General features: G+C 42.7%; 17 protein-coding genes. 7 read left to right on the forward strand and 10 right to left on the reverse strand.

Annotated features, from left to right (window positions below; translation table 11 throughout):
- Positions 1–58 precede the first annotated feature (58 nt).
- The gene (locus ACMUMQ_RS05540) at positions 59–799 is read right to left on the reverse strand and encodes a class I SAM-dependent methyltransferase (protein ID WP_414681011.1); all 741 of its coding nucleotides are present in this window, start codon (positions 797–799) and stop codon (positions 59–61) included.
- 48 nt (positions 800–847) lie between these two features.
- On the reverse strand, positions 848–1,468 hold the full coding sequence (locus ACMUMQ_RS05545; RefSeq protein ID WP_414681012.1) for an HAD family hydrolase: 621 nt from the start codon (positions 1,466–1,468) through the stop codon (positions 848–850).
- A gap of 228 nt (positions 1,469–1,696) precedes the next feature.
- On the opposite strand from ACMUMQ_RS05545, the gene ACMUMQ_RS05550 reads away from it, so the two are divergent.
- Both ACMUMQ_RS05550 and ACMUMQ_RS05555 read left to right on the forward strand, forming a co-directional pair.
- Positions 1,697–2,725: a TAXI family TRAP transporter solute-binding subunit gene (locus tag ACMUMQ_RS05550; protein WP_414681013.1), complete on the forward strand. Its 1,029-nt coding sequence runs from the start codon at positions 1,697–1,699 to the stop codon at positions 2,723–2,725.
- Positions 2,726–2,809: 84 nt separating this feature from the next.
- On the forward strand, positions 2,810–4,933 hold the full coding sequence (locus ACMUMQ_RS05555) for a TRAP transporter permease (protein ID WP_414681014.1): 2,124 nt from the start codon (positions 2,810–2,812) through the stop codon (positions 4,931–4,933).
- Between the two features lie 98 nt (positions 4,934–5,031).
- Here ACMUMQ_RS05555 and ACMUMQ_RS05560 read toward each other — a convergent pair whose 3' ends face one another.
- Positions 5,032–6,390 carry a peptidoglycan DD-metalloendopeptidase family protein gene (locus tag ACMUMQ_RS05560; protein WP_414681015.1) on the reverse strand — a complete coding sequence of 453 codons (1,359 nt, stop codon included), beginning with the start codon at positions 6,388–6,390 and terminating at the stop codon, positions 5,032–5,034.
- A gap of 399 nt (positions 6,391–6,789) precedes the next feature.
- On the opposite strand from ACMUMQ_RS05560, the gene fdhD reads away from it, so the two are divergent.
- Positions 6,790–7,617, forward strand: a complete 828-nt coding sequence (fdhD, locus tag ACMUMQ_RS05565) for a formate dehydrogenase accessory sulfurtransferase FdhD (protein ID WP_414681016.1) — start codon at positions 6,790–6,792, stop codon at positions 7,615–7,617.
- Positions 7,610–9,949, forward strand: a complete 2,340-nt coding sequence (locus ACMUMQ_RS05570; protein WP_414681017.1) for an FdhF/YdeP family oxidoreductase — start codon at positions 7,610–7,612, stop codon at positions 9,947–9,949. The genes fdhD and ACMUMQ_RS05570 overlap by 8 nt, the downstream gene beginning before the upstream one ends.
- A 54-nt stretch (positions 9,950–10,003) precedes the next feature.
- Here the strand turns inward: ACMUMQ_RS05570 and ACMUMQ_RS05575 are convergent, their stop codons facing one another.
- Entirely contained in the window at positions 10,004–11,323 is a 1,320-nt protein-coding gene (locus ACMUMQ_RS05575; RefSeq protein WP_414681018.1) for a methyl-accepting chemotaxis protein, read from the reverse strand.
- 324 nt (positions 11,324–11,647) lie between these two features.
- On the opposite strand from ACMUMQ_RS05575, the gene ACMUMQ_RS05580 reads away from it, so the two are divergent.
- Together ACMUMQ_RS05580 and ACMUMQ_RS05585 are read left to right on the forward strand one after the other, a co-directional pair.
- Positions 11,648–12,637, forward strand: coding sequence for a 2-hydroxyacid dehydrogenase (locus ACMUMQ_RS05580; protein ID WP_414681019.1), 990 nt, complete (start codon positions 11,648–11,650; stop codon positions 12,635–12,637).
- Between the two features lie 159 nt (positions 12,638–12,796).
- Positions 12,797–13,651, forward strand: a complete 855-nt coding sequence (locus ACMUMQ_RS05585; protein WP_414681020.1) for an inositol monophosphatase family protein — start codon at positions 12,797–12,799, stop codon at positions 13,649–13,651.
- A gap of 92 nt (positions 13,652–13,743) precedes the next feature.
- Here ACMUMQ_RS05585 and ACMUMQ_RS05590 read toward each other — a convergent pair whose 3' ends face one another.
- The gene (locus ACMUMQ_RS05590; RefSeq protein WP_317004621.1) at positions 13,744–14,019 is read right to left on the reverse strand and encodes a hypothetical protein; all 276 of its coding nucleotides are present in this window, start codon (positions 14,017–14,019) and stop codon (positions 13,744–13,746) included.
- 263 nt (positions 14,020–14,282) lie between these two features.
- Here ACMUMQ_RS05590 and ACMUMQ_RS05595 point away from each other — a divergent pair, with 263 nt between their 5' ends.
- A complete protein-coding gene (locus ACMUMQ_RS05595; protein ID WP_414681021.1) occupies positions 14,283–14,627 on the forward strand; it encodes a metalloregulator ArsR/SmtB family transcription factor in 345 nt (114 codons plus the stop codon).
- A 103-nt stretch (positions 14,628–14,730) separates the two neighbouring features.
- Here the strand turns inward: ACMUMQ_RS05595 and phnE (ACMUMQ_RS05600) are convergent, their stop codons facing one another.
- The 5 genes from phnE (ACMUMQ_RS05600) to ACMUMQ_RS05620 all read right to left on the reverse strand — a co-directional run bounded on the left by phnE (ACMUMQ_RS05600) (position 14,731) and on the right by ACMUMQ_RS05620 (position 18,480).
- The gene (gene phnE, locus ACMUMQ_RS05600; RefSeq protein ID WP_414681022.1) at positions 14,731–15,540 is read right to left on the reverse strand and encodes a phosphonate ABC transporter, permease protein PhnE; all 810 of its coding nucleotides are present in this window, start codon (positions 15,538–15,540) and stop codon (positions 14,731–14,733) included.
- Positions 15,528–16,316 carry a phosphonate ABC transporter, permease protein PhnE gene (gene phnE, locus ACMUMQ_RS05605; RefSeq protein WP_347982459.1) on the reverse strand — a complete coding sequence of 263 codons (789 nt, stop codon included), beginning with the start codon at positions 16,314–16,316 and terminating at the stop codon, positions 15,528–15,530. The genes phnE (ACMUMQ_RS05600) and phnE (ACMUMQ_RS05605) overlap by 13 nt, the downstream gene beginning before the upstream one ends.
- On the reverse strand, positions 16,316–17,113 hold the full coding sequence (phnC, locus tag ACMUMQ_RS05610; RefSeq protein WP_414681024.1) for a phosphonate ABC transporter ATP-binding protein: 798 nt from the start codon (positions 17,111–17,113) through the stop codon (positions 16,316–16,318). Before phnC ends, phnE (ACMUMQ_RS05605) begins: the two co-directional genes overlap by 1 nt.
- Positions 17,114–17,122: 9 nt before the next feature.
- Entirely contained in the window at positions 17,123–18,064 is a 942-nt protein-coding gene (phnD, locus tag ACMUMQ_RS05615) for a phosphate/phosphite/phosphonate ABC transporter substrate-binding protein (protein WP_414681025.1), read from the reverse strand.
- A gap of 254 nt (positions 18,065–18,318) precedes the next feature.
- Positions 18,319–18,480 (reverse strand): hypothetical protein, encoded by a 162-nt coding sequence (locus ACMUMQ_RS05620; RefSeq protein WP_414681026.1) that lies wholly within the window; start codon positions 18,478–18,480, stop codon positions 18,319–18,321.
- Positions 18,481–18,487 lie beyond the last annotated feature (7 nt).

Below are 18,487 nucleotides of genomic sequence, written 5' to 3' on the forward strand. Positions count from 1 at the left end.
GCTCTATTTGCGAATCTATTCCACTTTAGTCTTATTAGCTCTTTCTACACCTCAAAACTCACCAAACTCTTCCTGCCTTAACAAAAAAGGGCAAACGCACGTCTTGCTTATGATGTGGGTCCGACCAAGCATCGCGAATAATAGGTTCTGCATTGAGCAAAAACTCATCCCCATGCTCTTGAATATATGACTGAGAGGCCGACCAAGTACGGATAAAATCCAGTGTTTGAGAAACCGACCAATGGCAATTTAACTCAAAATTCGGCACATTCATGAGTTCGAAAGGAAACTGAATATCATTGTATTGATTCCATAACACTCGGCTCTGGGAAGGCCAATAATTGCTAAGATGCGGCAAGATATTCTCTGAAATCACCTTGTCTTCCGCTTCCCCTATTTGCAACCAGTTATATCCCCAACACACAAACAAGCCACCGGGCTTAAGCACTCGGCGCAGCTCTTGCCAAAATTTATCCAAATCAAACCAATGTAGCGCATGAGCAACACAGACAAGATCAAAAGAATGATCAGGATAAGCAGTGCTTTCAGCCGAGCCAATTTGATAATTTACTTTACGATGAGGCGTTGCCGCATTGACTTGGGAAGCACTAATATCAGAGGCTTCGACCCTTTCAAAATACGCTGCAAGATCTAAAGAGGCTTGACCTGTTCCACAAGCACAATCCCACACGACACTGTTTGAAGGCGCTTGTTGAGATAACCAATAGTAAAGCTCAGCCGGATACATAGGGCGAGTTTTTGAGTAAATATTAGAAGACTGTCCATCAAACGTGCGCATAAAAACCTCAAAATTAAAGGGCGTTACTCCCTATTAAAACGATCTCTTTTATTGGGATAACACCCCATATTGATTGAGTACGGAACGAGCTTCCTCAACTCCTTTTACTCGATACGCCTGCATTCCCATGTCATTTGCTGTATCAATATTGACCTGATTATCGTCTATAAAGAGTATCTCTTTTGGTGCGACTTGTAATTGATCTAAGACGTGCTGATAAATGGTTTTATCTGGTTTCGTTGCTCCCACTAAATGGGACGCATAATAGCTATGAAATTTACCCGCTAAGCCCATTTCATCCATTAAACGTGGCCAATGTGCGGCATTCGTATTGGACAAAATCGCTCTATGGTATTCAGGCTTAACTGAATCCACCAGCGACAAAGCACCATCAAACAAGCCTCTTGGCCATGCCTTAAACGCCGTTTTAAATATTTCTTTATCAGTGTTACTGCCGACTTCTTTCAGTAAGGCTTCAGCAAAATGATCAAACGACACTCTACCGGAATCAAATGCGGCAACCGCTGGTGATTTAAGCCATTTTAACCACACTTCCGCTTCTTCACCTTGGGTATTCAGCATGGCATGCATTTCCGAAACATCACCCAAATCGACCAACACATTCCCTAAATCAAACAATACAACACGAATATTACGATTCTGTTCCATACGCCCTTCCTACCAAATTTCGGCCTTAACCTTAAACCATTGATCACCTTTTAGAAAACAAACCTGTCAAAAATAAACATAGACCATGGTCTATCTAGGAAGAGAGCACACCAATGCATACTATAGGCTTGTACTAAAAACACAGGAAAAGCATAAAAATAGAAGCACAACAGAACGAATTCAGCTATACCTTTACCTGAGCAACCCCAACTATAGGAGAAAAATAATATGAAATTGGGATTTGTGTCTAAAGCAATACTGTCCAGTGCAACCGCCGTTGCCCTTACTCTGTCTGCAAGCAGCTCATTCGCTGCTGACAATCGAGACTACATTCTAGCGACCGCTTCAACAGGTGGAACCTATTACCCCGTGGGTGTTGCGATTGCAACTTTGAGTAAAGTAAAACTTACCCCTAAATTTGGTTTCTCTGTTTCTGCAATCAGTTCTGCAGGCTCAGGTGAAAACATCAAACTGATCCGAGAAAACCAAGCGCAATTTGCTATTTTACAAGGTCTTTATGGCGCATGGGCGTGGAATGGCGAAGGCCCATTTGAAAGTTCCGGCAAGCAGACAGACCTACGTTCTGTTTCCATGCTTTGGCAAAACGTAGAACATCTTGTTTTACACACAGACCTAGTAAAAACAGGCACAGTTTCCGATCTAAAAGCCCTTGAAGGAACCAACAATAAATTCTCGATAGGCAGTAAAAACTCAGGTACAGAAGGTTCTGGTCGCCAACAGCTTAAAGGCTTAGACATTGACCCAGATAAATTCAACCTCGCTTACATGGGCTATGGTGCCAGTGCTGATGCGATGCAAAATGGCAATATTGAAGGCATGAACACTCCAGCGGGTGTACCGGTTAGCGCCGTTACTCGCCTTTATGCTTCTATGAATGGCAAAGTAAAAGTACTGGATTACACAGACGAGCAAATGAAAGCGGCCAACGGAAATTATGATTTATGGACGCGCTACGTTATTCCTGCTGATACTTACCCAGGCCAAACAAAAGCGATCAATACCGTTGCTCAACCGAACTTCCTAGCGACTCATAAAAACATGTCAGAAGAAGATGTTTATGAGCTAACAAAATCTCTTTATGAAAACCTAGCGTACTTAAGCGCAATCCATAAAGCGACCTCCGTTATGTCCATTGAAAAAGCCATTGCCGGACTCCCTGTGCCATTGCACCCTGGCGCAGCACGTTACTACCGAGAACGCGGTATTAATATTCCTGCTCGTCTAATCGCAGAATAAGTCCTCCCCATAAAACAACACCGTAGCGATTACGGTGTTGTTTTTGTGCTAATCGTTTTTTGTACATAATAAGGTCGCTTGTCTATGACTGCTTCATCGCAACCCAATGAGTCTCAAGAAATCAATTTAAGTGATTTTGAAACAACACACCGTTCAGGACCTTGGTTGAATCGTTTTGTTTTTACCCTTTCTGTTTTATTAGCGGTTGCCCATATTTATATCAATACTCTGGGAACATTGCCGGAGTTATGGGTGTCCGCTTTTCACTTTGCCGGATTTGGTGCCTTATGCGCCTTATTAATACCCGCAAATCCAAAATGGCGAAACAGCAAAATTGCCATGATATTTGACAGCGCCATTGTATTGGCACTGGTTGCAATGGTGTTCTATATCATCCTATTTGAAGACGCTTTGTATAACCGAGGCGTAACCTTTAACACTGGAGACTGGATTGTTTCCTTCGTCAGTGTGGCTCTGGCGCTTGAGCTTATTCGTCGTACCAGTGGTTGGTTTATCCCCTTTTTGATTCTGGTTGCCTTAACCTATGTGGTGATTTGGGGGCAATGGCTTGGAGGCATGTTCACCTTTCCCGGTTTAAGCCTAGAAACGCTCATGTATCGCAGCTTTTTCAGCACCGATGGCATGTTCGGTTCTATTTCCCGAATCTCATGGAGCTTCGTCTTCATGTTCATTCTTTTCGGTGCGTTTCTGGTGAAATCTGGCGCGGGGGATTTCATCATAGATTTGTCCCGCTCCCTAGCCAGTAAAATGATTGGCGGCCCAGGTTTTGTGGCGGTATTAGGATCAGGCTTGATGGGTTCTGTTTCTGGTTCTTCTGTTGCCAACACAGTTTCCACTGGTGTCATCACTATCCCTTTGATGCGTAAAGCAGGTTTTCCCGCTCGATTTGCTGCAGGCATAGAAGCGGCCGCATCAACCGGTGGTCAATTAATGCCTCCCGTTATGGGGGCAGGCGCATTTATCATGGCGTCTTATACGCAAGTTTCTTATGTCACCATCATCAGTGTCGCGGCGATTCCTGCCTTACTTTATTTCCTATCCGTTGGTTTCTTTGTACGTGTGGAAGCGAAACGAAGTAAGGTAATCTCCACCCAAGGTGATGATGAGATTGTGGTTTCAGAAGTCTTAAAAGGCGGATGGCACCATATTCTTCCCCTTGGTGTTCTTGTCACGCTACTTGTTCAAGGGTTTACGCCTACTTATGCTGCTGGCATTAGTATTCTTGCCGTCATTGCAGCTTCATTTTTGTCTAAAAAGCATCGTATGGGGCCTATCGAAATTTTAGATGCCATGGCTCAAGGCGCTAAAAACATGTCTACAACGGCGGTTTTGCTTGTTGGAATTGGATTGGTTGTCAATGTTATCAGTACCACTGGCGTAGGAAACACCTTCTCGTTATTGATTACTGATTGGGCCGGTGGAAGCCTTTTCTTCACCATTATCTTAATCGCTATTGCTTCCTTGATTCTTGGAATGGGATTGCCTGTTACAGCGTCTTATATTGTTTTGGGAACGCTATCTGCACCTGCTTTATATAACTTAATTGCAGAAAGTCAGCTTATTGAGATGATGGCATCAGGCACTCTTCCTGAAGCAGCAAATGCGATTTTCATGCTGGTTGATCCTGCAGCTCTTGCGACATTGGCACAAGGCATGCCAATCGAACAAGCGGAAGCACTATTGGCTCAGGTACCAAGTGATTTCAAAGGCATGTTAATGGATCAAGCGTTAGGTGCTCAGACAGTCGCTATGATCTTGGTGACAGCGCACATGATTATCTTTTGGCTCTCTCAAGATAGTAATGTCACGCCGCCTGTTTGCTTAACCGCTTTTGCTGCCGCTGCCATCGCCAAAACGCCGCCTATGTTAACAGGCATGACCGCTTGGAAATTGGCTAAAGGTCTGTATATCGTCCCTTTATTAATGGCTTACACTCCATTAATTGGCGGCGATGGTGATGAGTTATTGCGACTTACTTTCTTTGCTATTTTTGGAATGTATGCCTTAGTGTCGGCAATGGAAGGGTATTTGGAAGATAAGCTTTCTATCGTCACAAGAGCGCTAATGTTAGCAGCGTCATTTATGATGCTATGGCCAAATTTAGACTTATGGATTCAAGGGATTGGCTTGGCTCTATTTCTGGTTGTTTTCGTACTGGGAAATATTACCTATAAGAAAAAGGCGTAAGCTCACTTTTGAAGAAAATGAAATCGCCTTAATAAAACAAAACAAGCGTGCAGGATAAGCGCGCTTGTGTCTTTAACTGTGACAAAGAAGTGTTGAGCTTAACTTTCCCTAGCCATCATCTTCACCCAACTCGCAACATGCTGTTCATATTCCGCTTTCGCCTCAGATGGAATAGATTGAGTCGTTGGAATCTTAGTCGTCATTGGGTTCACTGGATGACCTTTCACATGCAATTCATAATGCAAATGAGCACCCGTTGTTCGACCCGTATTGCCAGATAAAGCAATGACTTGGCCCCGTTTTACTTTCTGGCCTTTTTTCACCAACACTTTACTTAAATGCAAGAACCGAGCGCCATAAGGCCCGTTATAATCAAGCACTAGGTATTTACCAGCGTATTTGTGAGTCGCAACACGAGTCACTATGCCATCCCCTGTTGCTAGTACTTTTGTGCCTGTTGGTGTGGCTAAATCCACACCATTATGTGGCGCAGGGTGCCCTGTAATTGGATGCAATCGGTTAGCATTAAAAGAGGAACTGATTCTGTATTCTTTTTCTGTAGGCCAACGTCTTAAGGATGGCGTCAGGCTGTTGCCTTCCTCATCATAAAATCGACCATCCGAGTGCAGAAAAGCTCGATAGGTTTCGCCTTTCACCGTCATCTGCAATGCTTCTAGCTGAGTGGTGCCGACCTGAATACCATCAATACTTCCCGTTTTCAGAACCAGATCGAATGCATCATTTGCTCTTAAGTCTTTGCGAAAATCCACACGACCTTCTAACACATCATGAATAATGAGTATGTTACTGTCCGACAAACCTATTTTCTTAGCGGACTCATAGAAGCTGTCTTCAATTTGGCTGTGTACCACCTGTTGAGAGTAATTCACAGGTGTGATCTGTTCCTCGTACGAATAACCACCGCTCTCGTGACGTACATAAGACACACTTTTGCTGATATCAATACGGCGAGTTAAAGAAACCAAACCGCCAGCTTCATCCAATGTGAAGGTGTATTTTTCTTTGGGTAATAAAGGTTCAAGCACCAGATATTCTTGATCCGCATCTAAAATGGCGTACATGGATTTTCTCGACAAACCAAGACGAGAAAAAATACGAGCCAATGAGTCACCAGATTTAATCACATAATCAATGGAGGTATAGTTAGAAGCAGGCGTTTCTTCAACAGCTGTTTGTAACGGAGGAGTCAGTATACTTTGTAATGTCGAGTCAATTATTTCCTGCAATGGATCGATAAAAGCCGAATCATCCTTGTGTTCACTTACGTTTGATTGCTGATTGTTTCCATTAGGCAAAACGTATTCGTCAAGATTATCAGCGGGCACAACTAGGGCTTTATAAACCAGAAAAAAAATGAAGAAGAGGCTGATATTGATGGTTAACCAAACTTTAGGTGCAGAAAAGCTCCAATGGGTAAGGCGTCTTATAAATTGCATAAACTAGCTCGTTAAACAAAAAGTGGCTCAAGAGGAAATAAGCTCCATGTCGATACCATCGACCACACTTATTCCAATAAATAATAAAAAGTAGAACCACACTTTGTAGTATTGGCATTCGCCTTACTACCGTTGGGAGGTAAATAATCCCACTCTATGCTTGATTCCTATAGAGTTTTACAAAACCCGTACAAAACATTATTGACATTAATAATCGGGGTAGAATACGGCATTTCCCCTTTTAAGGAAATACCCACTCTAACGAGAAAGCCACACTTGCCCATTAACTCCTTATTGAGGAGTTCATAAATGCTACTTATACACTCGAAAAATATTGGACGGCCTCTTTCCTGCTGAGTAGTATAAAGTTTAAGTTCCCTATCAGTAACACACTTACTTATGTCAGATTTTTCCGGTTACCAGATACGTTCATTTCATTATGGAACAGAATCAACAAGCCTAGAATCAGCCATTTTGGTGGAGGAAACCCCTCTCGCCATTAGTGTTGGTGGCATTGCCTACGCCGTCATGATGGTAACCCCTATTCATTTGGAAGAATTTGTCATTGGCTTTGCTTTAAGTGAAGGTATTATTGAAGACTTGTCCGACCTCCGTGATATCCATATTGAAGCCGTTAAAGCTCAATTGGACATTGATAGTATTTCGATCAATTTAGACATCAGTCCGCGCAGGTTTAATCATTTTAAGCAAAAACAAAAAACACATCTTGGAGCAACAGGGTGCGGTTTATGTGGTGTCGAATCCTTAGCTCAAGCCATTCCAGAGTTGTCCAAGTTAGTACCAAGCAACCCTATTGAACCCGACACACTCATTGCACTAAGACAGCAATTAAAAGAACATCAAAAGCTTGGTCAACTCACAGGAGCAATTCACGCGGCTTTACTTCTTTCTCCTGACAACGAGCCAATCTGTTGCATGGAAGATATTGGACGCCATAATGCTCTAGACAAGATAATTGGTTTTGCTAAAAAAAACGCCATAAGCTTACATAATCATAATGTGCTAATGTCAAGCCGATGCAGTACAGAATTGGTGCAAAAGGCAGTCCGTGTTGGTCTGTCTCAACTCATACATTTAGCATCACCTAGCACCCTTGCCGTAAAACTTGCTAAGCATTATGGGCTTACATTGATTCATTTACCTAAACAAGATGCACCTCGTATATTCGCACCTTGTATGCAGTCAGAGGACACAGTCAATGAGTAAAAACGCGACCAATGAAACAAAGAATTTTTACAAACCTTATAAAGGGCCAGCAGGTGGTTGGGGCGCATTGAAAAGCACCACAGAGCATTGGTTTAAAAGTGAAAACGCGGTGCGAAATATCCACACGCTTTTAAAAACCAACCAACCTCATGGCTTTGACTGTCCAGGTTGTGCTTGGGGCGAAAAGCACGATCCTGCCAAAATACGTTTTTGCGAAAATGGTGCTAAAGCCGTCAACTGGGAAGCAACATCCCGCAAAGTAGACGCTGCTTTTATGGCAAAACACAGTGTTTCTTGGTTAAACACACAAAGCGATTACTTTCTTGAATATCAAGGTCGCCTCACAGAACCACTTAGCTACAACCGAGAAACAGACCATTACGAGCCAATTTCTTGGGAACAAGCCTTTCAAAAAATAGGCGAGACACTGAAAGCTCAATCAAACCCAAACAAGGTCGCTTTTTACACCTCTGGCCGCGCGAGTAATGAAGCCGCGTTCCTCTATCAACTTTTTGCTCGCGCCTACGGAACCAACAACTTTCCAGATTGCTCAAACATGTGCCATGAAGCGAGCGGTTATGGGCTAACAAGCAGTATCGGCATAGGTAAAGGCACGGTAGAAATAGACGATTTTGAGAAGGCTGATGCCGTCTTTGTTTTTGGACAAAACCCCGGCACCAACCACCCTCGCATGCTAGAAACACTCAAAGAAGTCGTGCAGCGTGGCGGCCAGTTGATAAGCTTTAATACCTTGCACGAAAGAGGGTTAGAGCGCTTCCAGAACCCACAAAACCCAATTGAAATGCTCACCAATGGCTCAAAGCCAACCAGCACAAATTACTTCTGCCCTAAGATTGGCGGTGACATGGCAGTGGTTCGAGGCGTTGTGAAAGTATTAATCGAAATGGAAGAAGCCGCTCAAAAAGAAGGCAAAGCCATTTTTGATCATGACTTCATTAATCAACACACTCAAGGTCTAGAAGACTACCTAGAACAGGTGAAACAAACCTCTTGGTCTGACATCCTGCAACAATCTGGTTTAACCAAAGAAGACATTGTTCATACTGCCAATGTCTACGCCAAAGCAGAAAGTGTCATCATCACATGGGCGATGGGCATCACTCAACACCACCATTCTGTGGCAACCATTCATGAAATAGTAAACTTGCTTGCTTTACGAGGAAATCTAGGCAAACCGGGAGCGGGCGCCTGCCCTGTGCGAGGGCACAGTAACGTACAAGGTGACAGAACCATGGGCATTAATGAGTGCCCTTCTCCTGCCTTCTTAAATGCATTGGAAAAACGCTTTCAATTTACACCACCAAAAGAACACGGCTTAGCCGTCGTCGACACGATTCGTGCCATGCGAGATGGGAAAGTCGGCGTTTTTATTGCTCTCGGAGGTAACTTTGCGGCGGCAACGCCTGATACACAAGCAACAGAACATGCTCTTAAGCAATGTGAGCTGACAGTTCAAATCAGCACCAAGCTCAATCGCTCCCACCTGATTACAGGTAAAGACGCCATCATTTTACCTTGTCTTGGTCGTACCGATATTGATCATCAAGAAAAAGGTCAACAGAAGGTAACAGTAGAAGACTCCTTTAGCATGATCCATGCTTCTGGTGGCGTACTAGAACCGCTAAGCAAGCAGCAAAAATCTGAACCAGCCATCATTGCAGGCATGGCAGAAGCTACTTTAGGTAACTTCCCAATTAACTGGGCTGAAGCAATCGGTAATTACGATATTATTCGCGAACATATTGCAGCGGTCGTTCCAGGCTTCCATGGTTTTAATCAACGTATATTGGAAGATGGCGGTTTTTATCTTGGCAACAGCGCAAGAGAGAGAAACTGGAAAACGCCATCTGGAAAAGCCATTATTCACAGTCATCCATTACCAGAATCCATTCTGCCAAAACGTGCGCAAGACTTGTCTTCCGAGAAAACGCTTGTCTTGCAGACTTTACGATCACACGATCAATACAACACAACTATTTATGGCATGAATGACAGATACCGAGGCATAAAAGGCGAGCGTAATGTTGTCTTTATTAACCCTGCGGATATACAACGCCTAGGCTTTAAAGAAGGCCAAAGTGTAACATTACGGTCAATTTGGGATGATGAAACAGAGCGCAAAGTGAGTAATTTTAAACTGGTTCCCTACAGTATTCCTGCTGGTAACATCGCAGCTTACTACCCAGAAACCAATCCATTGGTGCCACTCGATAGCCTTGGAGAATTCAGCAATACTCCTACGTCAAAAAGCATCGCTATTGAACTAGAAGTCTACGAAGCAAACAGTGAAATCAATTTACAAACAACATAAAAAGCACATATAAAAAAACCGAGCTTAAGCTCGGTTTTTTTATGCTTTATTTCTTTATTCGGAGAACTGATTAGAGAACTGACTAACCGCATCCACAACGCGCTGTGCACCATCTTGAATTTCTATGATTACATGACCTGCTTCATTAGATAACGCCAAACCTTGTTCGGCCTGCTGCTTGCCTTCATTAATTAAGGCAACCGCTTTTTCTGCCAGCTCTTGGTTCTGCATAACCACTGCGACAATCTCTTCCGTCGCTTCACTGGTGCGTGAAGCCAACTGCCTTACCTCATCAGCAACGACAGCAAAACCTCGACCTTGTTCACCCGCCCGTGCGGCTTCAATCGCAGCATTCAAAGCCAACAAGTTAGTTTGGTCTGCAATTCCTTGAATACTTTGAATGATACTACCAACTAATTGAGACTGTTTATCTAGCTCGGAAATACCTTCCGCTGCTTGCGCCATCTGGTCAGATAATTGATGCATAACCTTCACTGTTTCTTTCACTACTTCACTGCCTTTTTGGGCACTGCTATCTGTTTGTTTAGACGTAGTAAAAGCAATATCAGCCGCTTCAGAAACCGCTATTTCTCGCATAACCTGATCTGTGATAATGGTGGCAAACTTCACAACTTTATAGAAATGACCATGAACATTTGAAATAGGATTGTATGACGCCTCTAACCATACTGTATTGCCTCGGCTATCAACTCGCTTAAAGCGTTCAGCTGCAAATTCACCTTTGTTCAAGCGTTCCCAAAACTGCTTGTAGGCTTCAGACGAAGACTCCTCAGGTGTACAAAAGATTCTATGATGCTCACCTTTAATCTGCTCTAAACTGTACCCCATTCCTTGTAGGAAAAGGTCATTCGCCGTCAAGATGTGACCTGTCATATCAAACTCGATAACAGCGGTAGACCTTTGCAATGCAGCGATGATATTTTCATCTTCTCGTGAGTTAGTAATGGTTCTCGTTAAGTCTGCACAATATAAAGTGAGCTCTTTAACTTGACCTGTTTTACTATAAAAAATAGGCTGAAAAATCCCTCTTAACCAAAGCACATTGTCGGCACTTTTTTCAACCTCTATGGCACCGACCCAATGCTTCTTATTTTTTATGGCATCTACAAAAGCGTTATAATGTCCAGTGTTTCTAGAATAAGCAGGAGTGAAGTCAGTTAACTTTTTTCCGATCAAGTCTTTTTCCGAAAATCCCAGATCATTGGTCACTTTTTGGTTAACAAAGGAGATAACCCCATCTTCGGTTAGCTTTATAACCAGCATCTCCAGTTCTAAGCTTTCTTTCACTTGCTTAAGTGAATGCAGCTGTTCCTTAACTAACTCGAGCTCATTCTTCAAATTTCCATTAAACATCCTAGTCTCCAAAGCGATTCGATATAAAATATAGGCGATAACCAAACAGTAATGAGAACAGTATAGCTCAGACCAATTTTTTTTCGGTTTTAATATAAAATTCAGATTAAATATTTTCTCACAAAGCCAAATAAAATCATTACAAAGGAACACTTCTTTACAATATTCAAAAAACCATTTACACGCGCAGTAATATAAATAAAAAAGTAGGCCTTACCATTCTTTTATTGCTCTACATCAAACGACTCACTAAAAGCAAAGCAACGACAAGGGTTTTGCGCTATAAATAAACCTTCTCTTTTCCAAAACGACAGGATTACGTTTATGAAAATCGCCGTTTTCTCTTGCAAGCCTTATGACAAGCGCACACTTTCTACTTATACACAAAATACAGATTTATCTATGAGCTATTTTGAAAGTCGCTTAAGCATGGAAACCATCGACTTAGTAAAAGGTTTTGATGCTGTGTCTTGCTTCGTCAACGACGATGTGAACGAAGATGTCATTAAGCGCCTGAAACAACAAGGCGTGAACACCATCGCATTACGTTGTGCTGGCTTTAACAATGTAGATTTAGAAGCGGCAAAACAAGAAGGCATCAAGGTGTTTCATGTGCCAGATTACAGCCCAACATCTGTGGCGGAACATGCTGTTGCTCTGATCATGACGCTGAACAGAAAAACCCACAGAGCTTATCATAGAGTCAAAGAAGGCAACTTTGCGCTAGAAGGCTTAATGGGGTTCAACCTAGAAGGCAGAACCGTCGGCTGCGTTGGAACAGGTCGAATTGGCGCGGCTTTTTGTCGCATCATGAAAGGGTTTGGTTGCGATGTTTTATGTTACGACTTATATCCTTCAGATGAGCTAATCAGTATAGGTTGCAAATACGTGTCTCTCGACGAACTATACAGCCAAAGTGACATCATCAGTTTGCACTGCCCATTAAATGAATCAACACATCACCTGATCGACAATCAGAGTTTGAGTAAAATGAAAGATGGCGTGATGATTATTAACACAAGCCGTGGCGCACTTGTTCATGCTCAAGAAGCCATTGACGCTCTTTACAGCAAAAAAATTGGTTATTTAGGCCTTGATGTTTATGAGCAAGAAAACGAAATGTTTTTTGAAGACATGTCTTCTCACATCATTCAGGACAGTGTTTTCCAACTCATGCTGACATTCCCAAATGTTGTGGTCACTGGCCACCAAGGTTATTTCACTGACGAAGCGTTAAGCCATATAGCAGAAACAACCGTTGATAACCTACTGCATGATCAAAATGAAGAAAGTCATCAACGCCAACTGGCTTAGTCAAAAATTGGCATTTAAGTATTTAGATGCCAACTCTCTTCCTCAGCGATAGACCCAAGCTCATCACTTAATTGAAATGATTTACTAAAAGTGCCAACAAACTGTCACCTTGATCACGTATAATTCATAACAGTTTGAATAAAAAAGGATGGCAAGATAATGAATTTCAACGAAAGCACTCAAAACCAACTTATAGAAATTGTTCGTCGCGCAGGACAAGAAATTGTCATGACTAACTTTCGCCAGTTGAGTTCTGCTGATGTTGAAACCAAAAGCAGCTTTAGCGATCTGGTGACTATTGCAGACAAAGCTTGTGAAGATTTCATTACTCAGAAAATCCAGCAACACTTCCCTGATTGGGCGATTGTAGGCGAAGAAGCCACCGCTGAAGACACGTCTACAACGGATAAGATCAGCCAGTCAGACATTTGCGTGATTATCGACCCAATCGATGGCACTTGGAATTACGCCCACGGCATTGCTGACTTCGGCATTATTCTCGCGGTTTTAGTACAAGGGGAAACACGCTTCGGTTTACTTTATGACCCAGTGAATGACGACTGGATCTATGCCAACAAAGGCGAAGGCGCTTTCTTCCAACGTACTTCTTTGAAAGAAAGAGGCACAGGGCAAATTCCAAGCCAAGCACCATTGGCATTAAAGATAGCAGCCGAAGCAGAACTGGAAAGACTTGCAGGCATTATGTCGATACACTCTTACACTGGCGAGAAACAAAAAGACTTCGCCATCAAGGCAACCCGCTTTGCTCGAATCAACAATCTGCCTTCTTGTCCTGCCTATCGCCAATTGTCTCTTGGGCATTTTCACTTCAGCCTTACCTACAAAATGCTTCCTTGGGATCATGCAGCAGGCGTACTTATTTACACAGAAGCTGGTGGTGTTTGCCGATTGTTGAATGGCACCGAATACAACCCAGCCATGTTAGAAGGCGAACTGCTTGCCGCTCAATCTGAAGCACAATGGCAAGCCATCGCAGAACACTTCAGAAAATAAAGTAATAATCCTAATCTAATAACAAAAAAAACCGTTACTCTGGCGCAACCAAAGTAACGGTTTTTTTTAGTTCTAAACCTATTTCTAGGAGATTATTTTTTCATCGCTTTAATGTAAGAATCCAGCGTTTCTTGGCTTGCTGCTTTTAATGTCATGCCGTTTGGACCCGCACCAATATTGCTAAATTGCTTCGCTGGCTCACCGTGTTTTTCAAAGAATGCTAAGTTCTCAGAACCGGCTTCAAAAACCCATAAACGACCATCTTCGATCTTTGTTGTAAAGCCATCTAAATCAAACTCTGATGCGAAAGCTCCCATGCTTAAAGACGCGCCCAACAATGCAGACATAATCACTTTAGATTTATTCATAACACACCTCATTTACTTGGATTGATAAAATTGATGAGGCTATCTTGCGATACTTTTATGTCAGAAAGATTACAGAAAACAGTGAAATATATATTTTTTCGTATATATTTTATTTCGTATATTAAAGCTGCTGAAAAGTCTCATATTTTCCTTTAAAACCGATCAGCACCCTTTCCCAACTATCTGTTAAACTAGCCAATATTGATCAATAAACTACAGAGAATAAACACGGTTGGTTTCCCCAAACAAACCTAAGGAAAACAATGGATCCGATTCAATTTTATAAATGCTTATCCGACGAAACTCGTCTACGCAGCATGTTACTAATTTATTTAGAGAATGAATTATGCGTATGTGAATTAATGATGGCATTAGATGAAAGTCAGCCAAAAGTATCGCGCCATCTTGCCTTATTAAGAAACTGTGGCCTCCTGACAGACCGTCGTCAAGGACAATGGGTGTACTACAAAATCAATGCTGCGCTACCAAAATGGGCACTCACAACGCTTGCAGAAACAGCAACAAACAACACCAAATTCATGAGCATTAATCAACAACGACTTAACGATATGGGCGATCGCCCAGAGCGAACGGTTACTTGCTGCTAATCACAAACTAGCATAAACACCTGCTAAAAAAAGAGCCGCCAACGAATACACTGAGTATTCATTGGCGGCTCTTTTTATCTTATCTAACCAGCCTTCACTGACGTTAAATCAACAAGCTTCTCACCTTGGCCGAAATGTATTCAGACACCACAACCGTCGCCAAAATCACCAGAATAATCAGTGTCACTTGAGGCCACGCCAACACATTCAACGACGATGACAAGAACAAGCCAATGCCGCCCGCGCCAACCAAGCCTAATATGGTGGATTCTCGAATGTTAATGTCCCATCGGAAAATCGTGATGCTTAAAAAAGCAGGCAAAATTTGCGGAATAATCGCGTAAGCAATGGTTTGAAAACGCGACGCGCCCGTCGACTCAATCGCTTCTACGCTGGTGCTGTTGATCTCTTCAATGCTCTCATACAGCAACTTAGCCACAAACCCGATCGACCTTAAACCAATCGCGATAATACCTGCCAAAATCCCCGGCCCTAAAATCGTCACCAATAACAAAGCCCAAATCAACGAATTGATAGAACGCGATGAGGCAATGATAAACAACGCAATCGGGCGCACAAACTTTGTGGATGGCGTGGTATTTCGTGCCGCCAAGAAAGCAACAGGAAACGCCAGAATCACACCAAGCAGCGTGCCTAAAGTCGCAATATTCAAGGTGTCCCAAAGGGCTTTATACAGTTTATTGATGTACAACCATTCTGGTGGAAACATGCGATCGATTAAATCCGCCGCTTGCACAGGTGCGTCATAAACAAAAAACCAAATTGTGTCTTCCGTCATTTCTAACCAGCAAAAAACGGTCAGTAACACAATGGAAAACCAAAATCCCCAAACGGTCCATGCTTTGCGCCTAGTATGACTTTCCCATACTAATTTTTGTTCTAACTCACCCATTTTCTTATCCATCCAGAAAGGTATTCACACGCCAACACAATAAGAATAATTAAAATGAGAATGGCACCAGCAGAATCGTATTCGTAACGATCAATCGAAGTATTCAAGGTCGCACCAATACCGCCTGCGCCAACAATGCCAATGACCGCCGATTCACGGAAGTTAATATCGAAACGATAAAACGACAAACCAATCATACGTGGCATCACTTGTGGCCAAATCGCGATGTGCATGCGTTGCAACCAAGACGCACCTGTTGAGGCGATGGCTTCCAATTGCTTTTTATCGATCTCTTCGATTTCTTCTGCGAGCAGTTTTCCTAGAAAACCAATTGTCGCGTAGGTCAGCGTTAAGAAACCCGCAAAGGCCCCGAAGCCAAAAAGCGCCACTAAAAAGATGGCCACAATGACTTCTTGCATAGAGCGAGAAACCGCAATAAAAGATCGACAAAACAAATAGATAGGTTTTGGAGAAATGTTACGCGCCGCGCCCATTCCAAATGGAATAGACAACAGAATTCCAACCACAGTTGAGGTCACCGTCATGGTTAAGCTTTCATAAATCCCAGAATAAATATCCGCCGCTCGACGAGTAAAATTAGGGTTCAAAAAGCCTTCGATAAAGCGACCACCGCGCTCCAAACCTTCGTAAACGCGTTGCCAATTCACTTCAATGCTGCCAATACCGACAATCAAATACAGAAAAAAGGCGATCCAAAGTGCGATACGCCAGCGTTTATCTGGCACAAGATAATGAGGCCTTTGCCAAGTTCGCATTAAGCGGCCTCCTCACTTTCCTGTTCATCGTCTTCGTCGTCTGGCTTAACGTCCGTCCAATCTTCGTCGCCATAAATGCGCGTCAGCACGTCTTCTGTTAATTCATCAGGCTTGCCGTCAAACACCACTTCGCCACCTTGAAGACCAATAATGCGATCCACAAACTGCATCGCCAGCGGCACATCGTGAATGTTGATAATCGCCGACAAGGCTTTTTCACGGCAAATAGACTGAATCAAACGCATGATTTGACGAGACGTTTTTGGGTCTAAACTTGCCGTTGGTTCATCCACCAGCAACAAACGAGGATCTTGCGCCAAGGCTCTGGCAATCCCCACGCGTTGGCGTTGACCACCAGACAATTCATCAGCACGTTTATTGGCATGATCAATCAAGCCAACACGATCCAAATACTCAAAAGCATTATCAATGTCTTCTTGTGGATAGCGACGTAAGAAAGAACGCCAAAAAGACAAATACCCCAATCGACCAGACAAGACGTTTTCCATCACGCTCAGTCTTTCAACCAAGGCGTATTCTTGGAAAATCATCCCAATGTGACGACGTTGCTCGCGAATTTTGCTGGAAGACAAACTGCTCAAGCTCACATCGTCCAACTGGATATTGCCTTCACTTGGATCGATTAGGCGGTTTACACAACGAATCATAGTGGATTTACCGGCCCCACTCGGGCCGATAAGTCCAACAATTTCACCGTCAGGAACCTCAAAACTAATGTCTTTTAAAACCCAAGGACCAGACTTATAACGCTTTTTTAAGTGTTCAATTTTAAGCACTGAAAGATCCTATCGGCAGTTGTATGACACGCCGTTTGCGTCATCAATTTTACGAATCACATTCCAGTGTTGCTTAAAGGTAATCGGCAAGAACTGACCTTCTTTCGAGAACTCTTCTTTCAGCTTACTGCCTTCCCATTTGTAAGAGAAAAACGCTTCTTTGATTTTTTCTTGAAGCTCAGGCTTAAGGTTGTAAGCCACGCCATAGCTTGTTGTTGGGAAAGTTTCAGATTTATAAATGGATTTTATTTGGCTGGCTTTCACAACGTCACGATCAATCATTCGATTTAATACAGAGTTTGCAACGGCCGCTGCTGGGTAATCTTTGTTTGCCACACCCAAAATAGAGTTGTCATGCTTACCAGAGAACTGAGGCTCGAAGTCACGCTCAGGAATCAAATCAAAATCCGCTTTTAGAATCGCAGAAGGCGCTTTAAAACCAGAGTTAGATGTTTGAGACGTAAAGGCTAACTTGCTGCCTTTAATGTCTTTAGGAGAATTGATACCAGAATTTGGGTAAGTGATGATTTCCATCTCATAACCAAAAGAACCGTCTTCTGCTGCCATCATAGTAAATGGACGATAACCCGCACAAGCAACAGCTAATGGGTTAGAACCTGTGTTGAAACCGGCAATGTGAAGACGACCAGCACGCATTGCTTCGATTTGCGCTGCGTTAGATTGCACTGGGAAGAAACGCACTTTCTTTCCTGTTACGTCTTCCATGTGCTCTAGGAACTCAGACCAAACATCCGCATAAACGGCAGGATCTTCGACTGGTGTATAAGCAAAAATCAAAGTACTAGGGTCGATTAACTTAGACTTATCTGTTGGGATATCAGCGATTAAATCTTTGTCTTTATCCGTGTAACGGCTGTCCAAAGAAAACTCTGCATTGGCTGCGCCTGCTGCAAACATTGACGCCAAAAGTACTGGGTATAACAGTTTCATAGTGTCGCTCCTGATTAAGTAATCACGAAACTCTACCCCTGCTTTATGACAGTTCAGTTAAAACATATAAATAAACATATATAAGAAACGATTCTCTTTTGAAGCTATAGAAACAGCCACACATAGTAAAAAAATAGCGGCTTGTGTATAAAAAGAGTTGAGAACAACTCAACCTAGATTCAACGTGTACACTGCTGCACAATAACGTGCTTTTTAAAATTAATTTTGCTTTTTCGGTTTCTCTTTTCAGACGCTTAAGGCGTCGGCATGAAATAATCTAAAAGGTCGTCTACTTCTTCCGCTTCCGTAATCTTCTTTTCAATTTCCACTTTCAACTCGGCCACGCCAAATGAATTTGTATCTAATTTATCGATTAACACCTTCGCTTCCAGCCAGTCACCATCTAAATATTTCATTAAAATA

The sequence above is a fragment of the Marinomonas algae genome (assembly GCF_047525555.1).
GTDB lineage: Bacteria > Pseudomonadota > Gammaproteobacteria > Pseudomonadales > Marinomonadaceae > Marinomonas.